This window comes from Microbacterium sp. Z10_103, from assembly GCF_058310455.1.
This window is the reverse complement of sequence record NZ_JBZEGK010000001.1, coordinates 2371945-2386353: the sequence shown is the minus strand read 5'-3', so window position 1 is coordinate 2386353 and position 14409 is coordinate 2371945. Positions and strand designations below refer to the sequence as shown.

Annotated in this window: 12 protein-coding genes; 5 read left to right on the top strand and 7 right to left on the bottom strand. The window is 70.1% G+C overall.

The genetic code is table 11. From position 1 onward, the window contains the following. Positions 1-45: 45 nt before the first annotated feature. Complete coding sequence (locus tag AC4FS2_RS11620) at positions 46-594, top strand: hypothetical protein (RefSeq protein ID WP_491156698.1); 549 nt, start codon at positions 46-48, stop codon at positions 592-594. A gap of 104 nt (positions 595-698) precedes the next feature. Here AC4FS2_RS11620 and AC4FS2_RS11615 read toward each other — a convergent pair whose 3' ends face one another. Further along, complete coding sequence (locus AC4FS2_RS11615; protein WP_491156699.1) at positions 699-2753, bottom strand: NAD(+) synthase; 2055 nt, start codon at positions 2751-2753, stop codon at positions 699-701. An 87-nt stretch (positions 2754-2840) separates the two neighbouring features. On the opposite strand from AC4FS2_RS11615, the gene AC4FS2_RS11610 reads away from it, so the two are divergent. Beyond that, on the top strand, positions 2841-6443 hold the full coding sequence (locus AC4FS2_RS11610) for a TM0106 family RecB-like putative nuclease (protein WP_491156700.1): 3603 nt from the start codon (positions 2841-2843) through the stop codon (positions 6441-6443). A 112-nt stretch (positions 6444-6555) separates the two neighbouring features. Here the strand turns inward: AC4FS2_RS11610 and upp are convergent, their stop codons facing one another. Beyond that, entirely contained in the window at positions 6556-7188 is a 633-nt protein-coding gene (upp, locus tag AC4FS2_RS11605) for a uracil phosphoribosyltransferase (protein ID WP_491156701.1), read from the bottom strand. Between the two features lie 44 nt (positions 7189-7232). On the opposite strand from upp, the gene tadA reads away from it, so the two are divergent. Further along, positions 7233-7694, top strand: a complete 462-nt coding sequence (gene tadA / locus AC4FS2_RS11600; protein WP_491156702.1) for a tRNA adenosine(34) deaminase TadA — start codon at positions 7233-7235, stop codon at positions 7692-7694. A 73-nt stretch (positions 7695-7767) separates the two neighbouring features. Here tadA and AC4FS2_RS11595 read toward each other — a convergent pair whose 3' ends face one another. From AC4FS2_RS11595 to AC4FS2_RS11585, 3 genes are read right to left on the bottom strand one after another with little or no spacing between them, the layout of a single operon-like run. Further along, the gene (locus tag AC4FS2_RS11595) at positions 7768-8694 is read right to left on the bottom strand and encodes an LLM class F420-dependent oxidoreductase (protein WP_491156703.1); all 927 of its coding nucleotides are present in this window, start codon (positions 8692-8694) and stop codon (positions 7768-7770) included. Positions 8695-8706: 12 nt separating this feature from the next. After that, the gene (locus AC4FS2_RS11590; protein WP_491156704.1) at positions 8707-9681 is read right to left on the bottom strand and encodes a cation diffusion facilitator family transporter; all 975 of its coding nucleotides are present in this window, start codon (positions 9679-9681) and stop codon (positions 8707-8709) included. A gap of 2 nt (positions 9682-9683) precedes the next feature. Further along, positions 9684-10796, bottom strand: coding sequence for an alpha/beta fold hydrolase (locus AC4FS2_RS11585; protein ID WP_491156705.1), 1113 nt, complete (start codon positions 10794-10796; stop codon positions 9684-9686). A gap of 143 nt (positions 10797-10939) precedes the next feature. Here AC4FS2_RS11585 and proC point away from each other — a divergent pair, with 143 nt between their 5' ends. Then, the gene (gene proC / locus AC4FS2_RS11580) at positions 10940-11785 is read left to right on the top strand and encodes a pyrroline-5-carboxylate reductase (protein WP_491156706.1); all 846 of its coding nucleotides are present in this window, start codon (positions 10940-10942) and stop codon (positions 11783-11785) included. Positions 11786-11807: 22 nt separating this feature from the next. On the opposite strand, the gene AC4FS2_RS11575 is transcribed toward proC, so the two are convergent. Continuing rightward, on the bottom strand, positions 11808-12479 hold the full coding sequence (locus AC4FS2_RS11575; protein ID WP_491156707.1) for a potassium channel family protein: 672 nt from the start codon (positions 12477-12479) through the stop codon (positions 11808-11810). After that, positions 12472-13914, bottom strand: coding sequence for a TrkH family potassium uptake protein (locus AC4FS2_RS11570; protein ID WP_491156708.1), 1443 nt, complete (start codon positions 13912-13914; stop codon positions 12472-12474). Before AC4FS2_RS11570 ends, AC4FS2_RS11575 begins: the two co-directional genes overlap by 8 nt. Positions 13915-14013: 99 nt before the next feature. On the opposite strand from AC4FS2_RS11570, the gene AC4FS2_RS11565 reads away from it, so the two are divergent. Further along, on the top strand, positions 14014-14409 hold the full coding sequence (locus AC4FS2_RS11565) for an ArsR/SmtB family transcription factor (protein WP_491156709.1): 396 nt from the start codon (positions 14014-14016) through the stop codon (positions 14407-14409).

Genomic DNA, 14409 nt, shown 5'->3' with positions numbered 1-14409 from the left:
GCGCGGTCGCCGACCTCGGGAGCGGATCCTGTCGTACCGTGGAGCATGGCGCACACATCGCGAACCGGGACCATCGTGGCCGTCGTCGGGGCCGGATCCGACGAGGCGCTCGGCGCCCTGGACGCGCTGCCCGGGGTCGAGACCCTCAGTCTGCACGGCACCGACCCCGCCCTCGCCGCACGGCGGATCGCCGCCGCATCCGCCCCCTGGATCGTGCACGACGCCGATCCCCTCGAGCATGTCGCGTCCGCGTGGGTCGAGCTGTACGAGGAGCGCGCCACCCTCGGCACTCTCGAGGTGGAGGTGGAGGCGGTGCTCGCCCACTTCGGGGCCGGGCGGGCCATCATGCCGGACTACTACATCGTGCTCGACCCCGACCAGGCCGACGCGACGTGGCGCCACTGGTGGCTGGGGGCGCTCGGACACCGCGCGCCCCGGCGCATCCTGCCCGCCACGGCGCCGACCACACCTCGGGATGCGGCCCTCACGCGCCTGCTCACGTCTCTGCCGACGTCGCGGCCGTGGCCGGACCCCGGGTCCTGGCTGCCCGGGCTGGCGTTCGACATCCCCGACCGCGTCGGCCTCCACGAGTAAGCCTCTGCGCGAGAAACGACATCCCCGGCGAGAAACGCCGCGTCGCGTGGTGTCTCGCCCGGATCGTCGTTTCTCGCGGACCTGGGGCGAACGTCAGGCGGGCGTCAGGAGGGGAAGACCTCGGGCAGCGCGGCGTGGAGTTCGGCGAGCCACGCCCGGGCGTTGCCGTCGGACGGGGCACGCCAGTCGCCCCGGGGCGACAGCGACCCCGCGGGGGAGACCTTCGGCCCGTTCGGGATGGCGGAGCGCTTGAACTGCGCGAATGCGAAGTAGCGCTTCAGGAACACCTCGAGCCAGCGCGCGATCGTCGGGAGGTCGTAGGCGTAGCGGTCCGCCTCCGGGAAGCCGGGCGGCCACTCGCCCGCCTCGGCGTCCTTCCACGCCTCGTGCGCGAGGAACGCGATCTTCGACGGCCGGAATCCGAAGCGCAGGATGTGGTGGAGCGTGAAGTCGTGCAGCGCGTAGGGTCCGATGCGGTCCTCGGTGGACTGCATCTTCCCGTCCTGCCCCGCCGGCACGAGTTCCGGGCTGATCTCGGTGTCGAGGACGGACTGCAGCACGTCCCTCGCCTCATCCACCTCGCCGGCCGAGATGACCCAGCGGATGACGTGCTGGATGAGCGTCTTCGGCACGCCGGTGTTGACGGCGTAGTGGCTCATCTGGTCGCCGACCCCGTAGGTGGCCCAGCCGAGCGCGAGTTCGGACAGGTCGGACGTGCCGATGACGAGTCCGCCGTGGTGGTTCGCGAGCCGGAAGAGGTAGTCGGTGCGCAGGCCCGCCTGCACGTTCTCGAACGTGACGTCGTGCACCGGCTCGCCCGACGCGAACGGGTGCCCGAGCCGGTGGAGCATCTCTTCGGCGGCGGGACGGATGTCGATGGTCTCGATGGATGCTCCGAGGGCTGTCGCCAGCGCGATGGCGTTCTCCCTGGTGTGGTCGCTCGTGGCGAAGCCCGGGAGCGTGTAGGCGAGGATGTCGCTCCGCGGCCGGCCCATGCGATCCATCGCCCGCGCCACGACGAGGAGGGCGTGGGTGGAATCCAGGCCTCCGCTGACACCGATGACGGGCTTGGGCCCCCCGATCGCGGTGAGGCGCTGCTCCAGGCCCGACACCTGGATGTTGAACGCCTCGTAGCAGTCCTGCGCCAGTCGCGCGGGGTCATCGGGAACGAACGGGAAGCGGTCGAGCGACCGGCGCAGGCCGATATCCGTCGTGGGGGGGTCGAGGTCGAACGGCACCGTCCGGAACTCGGGATCGTACGTGCGGCGGTTGTCGTCGAAGGTGCCTTGGCGCAGGCGATCCTGCCGGAGCTTGTCGAGGTCGACGTCGGCGACGCTGCGGCGAGGTCCATCGGGGAAGCGCTCGGAGGTCGTGAGGAGCTGGCCACCCTCGTAGATCATGGTCTGCCCGTCCCACGACAGGTCGTTCGTCGACTCGCCCTGACCCGCCGCGGCGTACGCATACGCCGCGATGCAGCGCAGTGACTGGGACTGCGAGAGCAGGGTGCGGTCATCGGCGCGGCCGATCGTGATGGGGCTGCCCGACATGTTCAGCAGCACCGTGGCACCGGCGAGAGCCGCTTTCGATGAGGGTGGCACCGGCACCCACATGTCTTCGCACACCTCGGCGTGCACCACGAGACCGGGCACATCCTGCGCCTCGAACAGGATGTCCGGTCCGAACGGGGCCTCGAGGTCGCCGACCACGATGTGCTGGCCCGACTGGTCGTCGCCGGGGGCGTACCAGCGGCGTTCGTAGAACTCCCGGTAGGTCGGCAGGTACGACTTGGGCGCCACCCCCAGGAGCCGGCCACGGTGGATGACGACGGCGCAGTTGTAGAGGCGGTTGCGGTGCCGCAGCGGCGCACCGACGACGAGGACGGGGAAAAGGTCGGCCGACTCCTCGACGAGCCGCAGCACGGCGGCCTCCACCGCATCCAGCACGGGGTCCTGCATCACGAGATCGTCGATGGCGTACCCGCTCAGGCACAGCTCCGGAAACAGAGCCACGGCGACCGAGTCGGCGTCGCACTCCCGCGCGGTGGCGAGAACCGATTCGGCGTTGGTGGCCGGGTCGGCGATCGAGATCGGAATGGTGCACGCCGCGATCCGGGCGAACCCATGCCGGTACGCGTTGTCGAAGGGAAGCGTCGTGCTCACCGTCCCATCCTGGCAGGTGCGCCTCCGGCCGGCGGCGGGGATTGACGTCGGAGGCCGCGGCTAGTGTCGAAGACGGAAAAGGGGAACATGCGGTACATCGGGAACGAAGGCCGGATCGTCTGGAGCGCGAGCGACCTGAAGGCGGCTGCCGAGTGCGAATTCGCGTGGCTGCGTGCCATCGACGCGAAGCTCGGGCGCGTCGAGGCCGTCGAGGACCCGGACGATCCGACGCTGGAACGCGCGGGACGCCTCGGCACGGCGCACGAGCTCCGGGTTCTGGAGATGTACCGCGAGAAGTTCGGTTCCGGCGTCGTCGAGATCCCCGAGACACGGTCATCGGATGCGGCGGCGCTGAGCGACGCGGTGGACCGCACGCGCGCGGCTCTCGCCTCCGATGCCGACGTCGTCTACCAGGCGGCGTTCGCGACCGACGAGTTCGTGGGGTTCGCCGACTTCCTGGTGCGCGACGCTTCGTCAGGCTCAGTGCACCCCGCTTCGTCAGGCTCAGCGCACCCCGCTTCGACGGATTCACGCGGGGGCCGGTGGCTCGTGCAGGACACGAAGCTCGCGCGCCGCGCGCGCGTCACCGCTCTCATGCAGCTGGCGGCATATGTCGATCAGCTGGACCGCCTCGGGGTGCCGCGCTCCGATCGTGTCGAGCTCCTCCTCGGCGACGGCACGGTCAGCTCGCACGACGTGGACGACCTGCTGCCGGTCTTCGCGTTGCGCCGCGCGCGGCTGCGGGCGCTCATCGCCGATCGTCGCGTGGAGCTGGGTGCCGCGGGTGCCCCCATCCCGTGGGGCGACCCCCGTGGTGAGCTGGGCGTCGTGGCGTGCGGGCGCTGCGCCACGTGCGAGATGGAGGTCGTCGCCTCCCGTGACCTGCTGCTGGTCGCCGGAATGCGCCCCGTGCAACGCGCGCGCCTCGCCGCCGCCGGCCTCGACACGATCGACGCGCTCGCGGCTGCTGACGTGCCGCCGGCGGGGATGAGCGTCGACACCTTCGGGTCGCTGCGGACGCAGGCGCGGCTGCAGCTGCGCAGCCCGGCCCCCGATGAGACGGTCGGAAGCGCGCCGCTCGTCCCCGTGTACGAGGTCGTCGCGCCGAAGGCGCTGGGCGCCCTGCCCCGGCCCGATCACGGCGACCTGTTCTTCGACTTCGAGGGTGACCCGTTGTACACCGAGGGGGAAGGTGCCCACTGGGGCTTGGACTACCTCTTCGGGTGGGTCGACACCAAGGAGCAGTACTCCGCCCTCTGGGCGCACGACTTCGCCGCGGAGAAGGAGGCGCTGGAGCGCTTCCTCGATCTCATCGCCCTGCGCCGGCAACAGCATCCCGACATGCACATCTACCACTACGCGCCGTACGAGCCGACGCATCTGCTCACCATGGCTGCGCGCTACGGCGTACGAGAGGCCGATGTCGACCGGCTGCTGCGCGAGGGGGTGTTCGTCGACCTGTACCCGATCGTCCGTCGCGCGCTGCGGGTCGGTTCGCGCTCCTACTCCATCAAGAAGCTCGAGCCGCTCTACATGGGCGATGAGGTGCGGACGTCCGACGTGCAGCGCGGCGACGACTCGATCGTGCGGTACGTCGAAGCACGCGCGCTCGCGGCCGATGGCGAGGCGGCCGCGGCAGAGGCGATCTTCGCGGACCTGGCCGACTACAACCGCTACGACTGCGTCTCGACGCGGCGCCTGCGCGACTGGCTCGTCGACCGCGCCCGCGAGGCGGGCCTCCGTCCCGCTCAGGGACTCGACCCCGACGAGGTCACCTACGACGAGTCACCCCGCGCGACCGCGCTGCAGCGCTGGGCGGCCCAGGCGCCGGAGTCGGACGCCGGAGCCCTGCGCCTGGGCGCCGCGGCGATCGACTACTACCCGCGCGAGGCGAAATCGTTCTGGGCGACACATTTCCTGCGCCTGCGCGAACCCGTGTCGGTGTGGGAAGACACGCGCGACGTCATGGTGGTGGATGCTGCTCGGTCGCGCGTGGTGGAGGACTGGCACTTCCCGGAGTCGGGCAAGGGAGGCGAGCGCCGCACGCTCGAGCTGCGCGGCGAGCTCGCCCCGGGCACGCGGTTGTCCACCGGCGGGGAACCGTTCGCCGTGTACGAGCTGCCCGTCCCCTTCCCGTACCAGGCGCGCCCGCGCTGGATTCACGGTGCGCGGTGGGTGCGCGTGGTCGAGGTGCTCGACGACGGCGCGATCCTCGAGGAGACCGCGGTCGAGGGGTTCACGTGGCACGAGCTGCCCCTCGCCCTCACGCCCGCCGCTCCGCCGCGCGCGGGCAATCAGCAGGCGGCCATCGACGCGTGGGCGGACGGCGTGCTGGCATCCGCACCGGTCCTCCCGGCGGACGCGGCGACCGACATCCTCTTGCGCCGCCCGCCCCGCACGCTGCGGCAGGCTCAGGGCGAGCCCGGCGGGCTCACGCCGTCGGCCGGCGATGACGTCGCGGCGATCGTCCGCAGCGTCGCCGACCTCGACCGCAGCTACCTGGCGGTGCAAGGGCCTCCGGGCACCGGGAAGACGTACGTCGGCTCGCACGTGATCGCCCGTCTCGTCGCCGAACGCGGGTTCAAGGTCGGGGTGGTCGCTCAGTCCCATGCGGTCGTGGAGCACATGCTCGACCGCGTCGTCGCGGCCGGCGTACCGGCAGCGCTCGTGGCGAAGACCCCCAAAGACCCCGAGTGCACGCCGTCTTTCACGGCGCTCCCGCGGAACGGTCTCGCCGCCTACACGGCCGAACACGCCATCGGAGGATTCGTCGTCGGCGGTACCGCGTGGGACTTCAGCCACGAGGGCCGCATTCCGCGTGGAAGCCTCGACCTCCTCGTCATCGACGAAGCGGGCCAGTTCTCCCTCGCCTCGACGATCGCTGTGTCGCTCGCCGCGCCCCGCCTTCTGCTCCTAGGTGACCCGCAGCAGCTGCCGCAGGTGAGTCAGGGCACGCACCCCGAGCCGGTGGACACGTCCGCGCTCGGCTGGGTGATGGATGGTGCCGAGGTCGTGCCGCCCGAGTACGGATACTTCCTCTCGCGCACCTGGCGCATGCACCCGCGCGTCGCCGAGCCGGTGTCACGGCTGTCGTATGAGGGCAAGCTCGCGTCGCATCCCTCGACGGCTCTGCGCGTGCTCGACGGCATCGAGGCGGGCGTCCATCCCATCGCCCTCCGGCATTCCGGCAACGCCACATCCTCGCCCGAAGAGGCAGCCGAGGTCGTGCGGCTCGTCACCGACCTCGTCGGACGGACCTGGACGGCCACCGAGACCGGCGACGACGGCCAGGTGCGGATGCTGCCGTCCCGGCCGCTGCGGCCCGAAGACATCATCGTGGTGACGCCCTATAACGCGCAGCAGGTCGCGGTGGAGGAGGCTCTTGCCGCGGCCGGCTTCCCCACCGTTCCGGTCGGGACCGTCGACCGGTTCCAGGGTCAGGAGGCGGTGGTGGCGATCGTGTCGCTCGCCGCGTCGTCCGGGCGGGATGCTCCGCGCGGACCCGAGTTCCTGCTGCTTAGCAACCGCATCAACGTCGCGTTGTCGCGGGCGATGCAGGCCGCGTACCTCGTGTATTCGCCCGGCCTCCTCGACGACCTGCCGCGCACGCCCGAGGGCGTGGCACGCTTGAGCGCTTTCGCACGCCTCGTGGGCGCCGACGTCGCGACGCCCTCGCTCATCTCCGCCTGACGCCCGGTCCCCTCCGCGAGAAACGAGATTCCGGACGAGAAACGGCGCCTCGCGTCGTTTCTCGTCCGGATCGTGGTTTCTCCCAGAAGCGGGCGGGCGGGCGGGTAGCGGGTCAGACGGTGCCGTAGAGGCGGTCGCCGGCGTCGCCGAGCCCCGGCACGATGTACCCCTTCTCGTCCAGGCGCTCGTCGAGCGCCCCGAGGACGAGGGTGACGTCGCGTCCGTCGACCTGCTTCTCGATGGCCGCGACCCCCTCGGGTGCGCCGAGGAGGCAGATCGCGGTGACATCCTGCGCGCCACGACGGAAGAGGAAGTCGATCGCCGCGCCCAGCGAACCGCCGGTGGCGAGCATCGGGTCGAGCACGAAGCACTGCCGGTCGCTGAGGTCGTCGGGGAGGCGCTCGGCGTAGGTGGTGGGCTCGAACGTCTCTTCGTTGCGCACCATGCCGAGGAACCCGACTTCGGCGGTGGGGAGCAGCTTCACCATGCCATCGAGCATGCCGAGGCCCGCGCGCAGGATCGGGACGACGAGCGGGCGCGGCTCGCTGATGCGCACACCGGTCGTCATGGTCACGGGGGTCTGGATCGCGTACGGTTCGACGCGCACATTCCGGGTGGCTTCGTAGGCGAGGAGCGTCACGAGCTCCTCGGTGAGTTGCCGGAACCCCGGCGACGGCGTACGCACATCGCGCAGCACTGTGAGCTTGTGAGTGATGAGGGGATGGTCGGCGACGTGCACACGCATAGGCTCAATCTATCCGCTCGATCCCGTCCGTACCTCGGAGCCGCATGACCGTCCCGCCCGCCGACCTCGCCGCGATGCGCCGGGCGCTCACTCTCGCAGCCCAGGCGGAGGCCGACGGCGATGTTCCGGTCGGGGCTGTGGTGACGGATGCGGCGGGGGCGGTGATCGGCGAAGGACGCAACCTCCGCGAACTCACGCATGATCCGACGGCGCACGCCGAGATCGTCGCGCTGCGGCAGGCCGCCGCATCCCTCGGCACCTGGCACCTCGCCGGCTGCACCCTCGTGGTGACTCTCGAGCCGTGCGTCATGTGCGCCGGGGCGGTGCTCCAGGCCCGCGTGCCGCGTCTCGTGTACGGCGCGTGGGACGACAAGGCGGGAGCGGCCGGCTCGGTGTACGACGTCGTCCGCGACCGCCGGCTGCCGCACCGCGTGGAGGTGGTGGCGGGTGTCGAGGCCGATGCATCCACCGCCCTGCTCCGGCGCTTCTTCACGTCACGCCGCTAACCCGCCCGTCGACTCGCCACAAAACGTCGGATTTCCGCGCGAAACTGCACGTTTTTTGGCGAGTCGACGCGGGTCAGCGGGGGAGGTGCGGCAGTACCTCGGTGCCGAGGTACTCCACGTGCTCCACATCCCGCGGATCGAGGAACTGGAAGTAGACGCGCTCGATGCCGTGCGACCGGTACACCGCGATCCGCTCGGCGATCTCCTCCGGGCCGCCCACGATGTTCGTGCCGTCGCGCACCTGCCCCACCGTGCGCCCGATCCGCGCCGCCCGCCGCGCGATCTCCTCGTCGTTCGCCCCGGCGATCGTGGACATCGCGATCGAGAGGCGGATGCTGCCCGGGTCGCGGCCGACCCGCTCGCACGCGGCGCGCAGGTTGTCGATGCGTTCGCCGATCCCGTCATCCGTCGGAAAACCGATGTTGTACTCCGCGGCGTACCGCGCGACCAGCTCCGGTGTGCGGCGCTTTCCGCCCCCGCCGATGATGATCGGCAGCGGCCGCTGCACCGGCTTCGCGAGGGCCGGCGCATCGGTGAGCCGGTAGTGCGCACCGGAGAAGGAGTACGACTCACCGACAGGGGTCGCCCACAGCCCGGTGATGATCTCGAGTTGCTCCTCGAGCAGCCCGAAGCGCTTGTCGGGGAACGGGATGCCGTAGGCCTCGTGCTCGCGCGTGAACCAGCCGGCGCCGAGGCCCAGCTCGACCCGCCCGCCCGACATGTCGTCCACCTGCGCCACCTGGATCGCCAGCGGGCCCGGGAGGCGGAACGTCACCGGGGACACGAGCGTCCCCAGGCGGATGCGGCTAGTCTCGCGGGCGAGGCCCGCCAGTGTCGTCCAGGCATCGGTCGGGCCGGGGAGCCCCGGGCCTTCGCCGGCGAGGTAGTGGTCGGAACGGAAGAAACCGGCGAAGCCGAGACGTTCGGCGGTCTGAGCGAAAGCGAGCTGGTCGCTGTACGTCGCGCCTTGTTGAGGCTCGGTGAAAACGCAGTACTCCACCGGTCCCGCCTGTCAGGCCGTGCCGGTCTGGTCCGCCGTGGCCGAACCCGCCGGTCCCTCCGGGCCGCCTACCCGGGCCCGGTCGACGTCGGGCTCGAGGTAGATCGCGCGGGCGACCGGCACGGCCGCGCGGATCCGCTGCTCGACGGTGTCGATCCTCGTGGCGGCATCGGCGAGCGTCTCCGCCGCGGGAAGGGCGACCTTCGCGGCGACGAGCAGCTCGTCGGGCCCGAGGTACAGCGTCTTGACGTGGATGATGCGGTCGACTTCGGGGCCGTTCTCGATGGCCGTCACGATGCGCTCGTGGTCGGCGTCGGTGGCGCCCTCTCCGACGAGCAGGCTCTTCGTCTCGATCCCCAGGACGATCGCGACGAGGATCAGCAGCGCCCCGATGAACAGGGTGCCGATCGCGTCGAAGATCGGGTTGTGGGTGATCGCCGCCAGTCCCACACCGCTCAACGCGAAGATCAGGCCGATCAGAGCCGCGATGTCTTCGAGGAGGACGACGGGCAGCTCCGGAGCCTTGGAGTGACGCACGAACGACACCCAGGACTGCCCGGGCAGGCGCACGTGGTTGCTCTCCACGATCGCCGTGCGCAGCGAGAACGACTCCAGCACGATGGCGACCACAAGCACCACGATCGGGATCCACACGTTCTCGAGCTCATGCGGGTGCGAGAGCTTGTTCACGCCCTCGTAGATCGAGAAGAGACCGCCGACGGAGAACAGAACGATCGACACGACGAACGCGTAGACGTACCGCTCCCGGCCGTACCCGAACGGGTGCTCCCGGTCGGCTTGACGCCGCGCCCGGCGTCCGCCGAGCAGAAGGAGAAGCTGGTTTCCGGAGTCGGCGAGGGAGTGGATCGCCTCGGCGAGCATCGACGCGGAACCTGACACGATCCAGGCGATGAACTTCGCGATGGCGATGCCCATGTTCGCGAGGAACGCGGCGATGATGGCGCGGTTGCCACCAGATGCACTCATACTCAGTCTGCCGATCGAAGAATAATGGCCTCCGTGGAAGGGGCCGGGTCTGCGGGGGTACCGACGTAGCCTATGCGGGTCAGGAGGGCGTGGCGAAACATCGCCGGCGCCTCGAGGTGCGGGCTGTGCCCCACACCGGGCAGGAGCATGTCGGTCACGTTGCCGCCTGCCCGGGCGTACGCGTCGAGAACATCGCGCGTCTGCGCCACCATCGGCTGCGGCGGCGCAATCTCGATGCCCGGCCAATCGGGCAGGATGCCGAGCTGACCGAGGTTGCCCGGGTCGGTGATCGAAGCATCCGAGATGATGGCGTCCACCTCGCCGTGCACCCACAGCACAGGCGGCTTGTCGGCGAGCTCCACGATGCCGGAGACGTCGAAGTACGTGGGCGCGAGCGCGTTGAGCACGCCCGCCGTGCCCGCTGCGTAGCCCGGCCATGTGGCCGTTCGCACGATGTCGCCGGGGTAGTTGCCCGACGCCGTCGAGGTGGCGAGCATCGCGCTGACCCAGACGTCCTCGTGCGCGCTGGAGTACCCGCTGGCGACGTACTCGGCGCGGAAAACGCTGCGCGGAGAGGTCTCCGCCTCGTCGGTGGTGTCTCCCGCACCCAGGCGGCGGACGTAGTCGGGATTCGCCGTTCCCGCGCCCGTCCCGGCACCCTCGTCGGTGAGGCGCGTGCCATCTCGGCGCGTCCCCCCGAGACCGAAGGGTGAGATCGGGGCCTGGAGGGTGAGGGTCAGCGCCGGGTGATCGAGGGCGTACTGCAGGACCACCGCCCCGCCGAGCGACCAGCCGACCAGGTGCGCGGTCTCGATGCCGAGCGCGTCGAAGGTCGCCGCGAGGTCGTCGCTGAAGTCCCGCACGCCGCGGGTGGCGTCGACCGGGACGTTCTCGGTGCCGCCGTAGCCACGGAGGTCGACCGCGACGACGCGGAGGTCACTCGGCAGGTCCTGCAGGATCTCCTGCCAGAACAGGGATGACCCGACGGTGCCGTGCACGAACACCACGGTGCGATCGGCCGGGGTGGCGGGGTCGTCGCCCTCCCGTTCGAGCACGTTCACACTCAGTCGGGACGTCTCGATGCGACGCGAAACGATGCCGTCGAACACGGTCATGGGGAGATCCTCCGCACTTCGTCGCAGGCGTCGGGACACCTGCGATTCGACTATATCTCCGGCCCCGACGCGACGGAACGCGCCGGGCGTGCGTGCGAGCGAAGCCCGAACGGGGGCACCGAGCGAAACCTTAGGATGGCGCCATGACCGCGCCATCTCCCACGCCCCTGCCCGACATCGCGATCCTCGGCGCGGGATCGATGGGGGGTGCGATCCTCGCAGGACTCGTCCGCTCGGGGCTTGCTCCGTCGATCACCGCGACCAACCGCACCGCGGCGAAGGCCGCCGACCTCTCCGGCCTGGAGGGGGTCACCAGCGTCGCGTTGGAAGAGCAGCCCGACGGCAACCTCCATGCGGCGGCGTCGGCCGACATCGTCCTGATCGGAGTCAAGCCGGGGATGGTCCCGGACCTGCTCCGCGAGATCGCCCCGCACCTGCGCGACGGTGCGATCGTCGTGTCGCTCGCCGCCGGGGTGCCGATCGCGACGTTCGTCGACATCCTCGGCCCCGGCCCCGTCGTGCTCCGGTCGATGCCGAACACCCCCGCCGTGGTCGGCAAAGCCGTCACGGGGATCGCGGCCGATGCCGCCGCATCCCCCGACGACATCGCCATCGTCCGGCGGTTGTTCGAGACGGTGGGCGCGGTCGTGGAGGTGCCGGAGTCACAGATCGACGCACTGTCGACGATCTCCGGGTCCGGTCCCGCCTACGTGTTCCTCCTCGTCGAGGAACTCACCAAGGCCGCCGTGGCCAAGGGTTTCGGCGAGGCCGAAGCGCGGCTGCTGGCCGAGCAGACGTTCATCGGCGCTGCGGCGCTGCTGGATGCTGCGGACGAAGAGCCTGCGGAGCTCCGCCGCCGCGTCACCAGCCCCAAGGGGACCACAGAGCGGGCGATCACCGTGCTGCAGGAGGCTGATCTCGCGGGTGTTTTCGGTCGCGCGACCGATGCGGCACTGGCCAGGGCGCGCGAGCTCGCCGCCGGCGCCTGACGGCGGCTGAGGGAACGGCCCGTCAGCGGTCCAGAGCCGCGAAGCGCTCGATGTCGGAGTTCGTCCCCGAGACGATGATGAGGTCGTGGTTGGTGACCACCGTGTTCGCCTCGGCGTAACGGAACGGCCGGCCGGGGCTCTTCACTCCGACGACCGTGACGTTGTACTTCGTGCGCACGCCGGACTCGTTCAGTCCGACGCCACGGATGAACTTCGGCGGGTACATCTTGGCGAGCACGAAGTCGTCGTCGAAGCGGATGAAATCCAGCATCCGCCCGCTGACGAGGTGCGCCACGCGTTCGCCGGCCTCGCGCTCGGGATAGATCACGTGGTTGGCCCCGACGCGGGCGAGGATCTTGCCGTGCGCCTGGGACACCGCCTTCGCCCAGATCTGCGGCACCTTGAGGTCGACGAGGTTCGCGGTGATGAGGACGGATGCTTCGATCAGCGACCCCACCGCGACGACGGCGACCTGGAAATCCTGCGCGCCGATCTGCTTGAGCGCGTCGATGTTGCGCGCGTCGGCCTGCACGGCGTGGGTGACGCGCTCCGACCACTTCTGGACGAGCTCGAGGCTGTCGTCGATGGCGAGCACATCGCGCTCGAGGCGATCGAGCTCGCCGGCGCAGGCCGCGCCGAACCGTCCGAGGCCGATGACGAGGACGGGTGCGTCGCTGCGGATGCGGTCAACCAACGATGGGCCTTTCCACCGGCAGCGAGTAGAGCTGCGAACGGGACGTCGCAGCCACCGCCGCGGCGAGTGTCACTGTACCAATGCGGCCCATGAACATCGTGACCGCGAGGACGTACTTGGCGGGGTCGGGAAGCTCGGCGGTCAGCCCCGTCGACAGCCCGACGGTGGCGAACCCGGAAATGACGTCGAAGAGCACCTCTTCGATCGGGGCTTGGGTGATCTGACCGATCGTCACGGTGGACAGCGCGACGATGGTCGCGCCCCACGCGACGACCGACAGGGCAACGCGCTGCACGTCGCTGGGGATGCGGCGGCCGAACGCCTCGACGGACGGTCGGCCCTTCGCCTCCGACCACACGGCCAGGGCCAGGACGGCGAGCGTGGTCACCTTGATCCCACCGGCGGTGGAGGCCGACCCGCCGCCGACGAACATGAGCATCGACCCGACGATGAGGGTCGACCCGTTCAGATCGCCGATGTCGATGACGGAGAAACCGCCCGAACGGGTCATCGCCGAGAGGAAGAACGCCTGGAACGTGGTGTCCCACGCGTCCAGGCTCCCGAATGTCTTCGGATTGTTGTACTCCAGCAGCAGGATGACTCCGGCACCGGCGAAGAACAGGATCACGGTGGTGATGAGGGTCAGCTTGGCGTGCAGCGACCACCGGCGGACGTGCCAGTGGTGCTTCCACAGCGTGAAGATGACGGGGAATCCGATCGAACCGAGGAACACGCCGGCCATCAGCACCGTCAGCAGGAAGTAGTCGTCGGCGAAGGGCACGAGGCCGTCGGCGTTCGGGACGAAGCCCGTGTTGGTGAAGGCCATCGCGGCGTAGTACGGCGCCTCCCACAGCGCCACGAGCGGGTCGATGCCGGCGAGGATGAGCGAGGGGTACAGGAGTACCGACAGACCCGCCTCGATCACGAGGGTCGACAGGGCGACCGTGGCCAGCAGTTGCCCGACCTCGCCCAGCCGCACCGTCTGGCCCTCGTTCACCGGGCCGCCGTGCACGCGCATGGGATTGGAGTCACCTGCCGCGATGAGTTTGGCGCGGAGGCCCAAGCGCTTGGAGATGACCAGGCCCAGGATCGAGGCGAGGGTCAGGACGCCCAACGCGCCCACGTTGACGCCGACATACGTGATCACGTGGCCGAGGGGTGACCAGTGCGAGTACATGTTGACGGTGGCCAGGCCCGTCACGCAGATCGTCGACACGGCCGAGAACAGGGCGTCGGCAAGCGGTGTGCGCTGACCGTCGGCGGCGGCGGCCGGCAGCGAGAACAGCGCCGTGAAAAGCAGAATCAGGGCGACGAACACCATGACGGCGAACCGTGCCGGCGACGACGTCGTGAGGTCGCGCACCGCATCCCAGCCGCCATCGAGGACAGCGCGCCATCCACGCAGTGCGCGGGGGCGCGCCGGCGCTGCCGCCATCGCCCGACCCCCTTCGTCTCGCTGCGCACGCTTCGGGCATCGCCTCGCTCGTGAACCCCGCTCATGGTACTCCGGCTCGAGCGCGGCTAATCTGAAGGCATGGCGGACATCTTCGACGTGATCGCAGACCGCACGCGTCGCGACATCCTCCAGCTACTCCTGGATCGTTCCCTCGCCGGTCAGGACGGTACCAGCGTGTCGCACATCGTGCAGGCGCTCGGTGTGAGCCAGCCCACCGTCTCCAAGCACCTGAAGGTTCTCCGCGACGTGGAGCTCGTGTGGGTGCGCGAGGAGGGGCAGCACCGCTACTACAGCATCCAGACCGCGCCGCTGGATGAGATCGACGACTGGCTCGTGCCGTTCTTCACGATCGACCCGCCGAGTCCGATCGTGCTGCCCGAGACGGCCGCGTACGCCGCGGATGTGGTCGGTCGCGCGGCCGCCTCGGCAAAGCACGCGGTGGCTACGGCCCTGCGCAAGCTGCCGGGCCGCTGA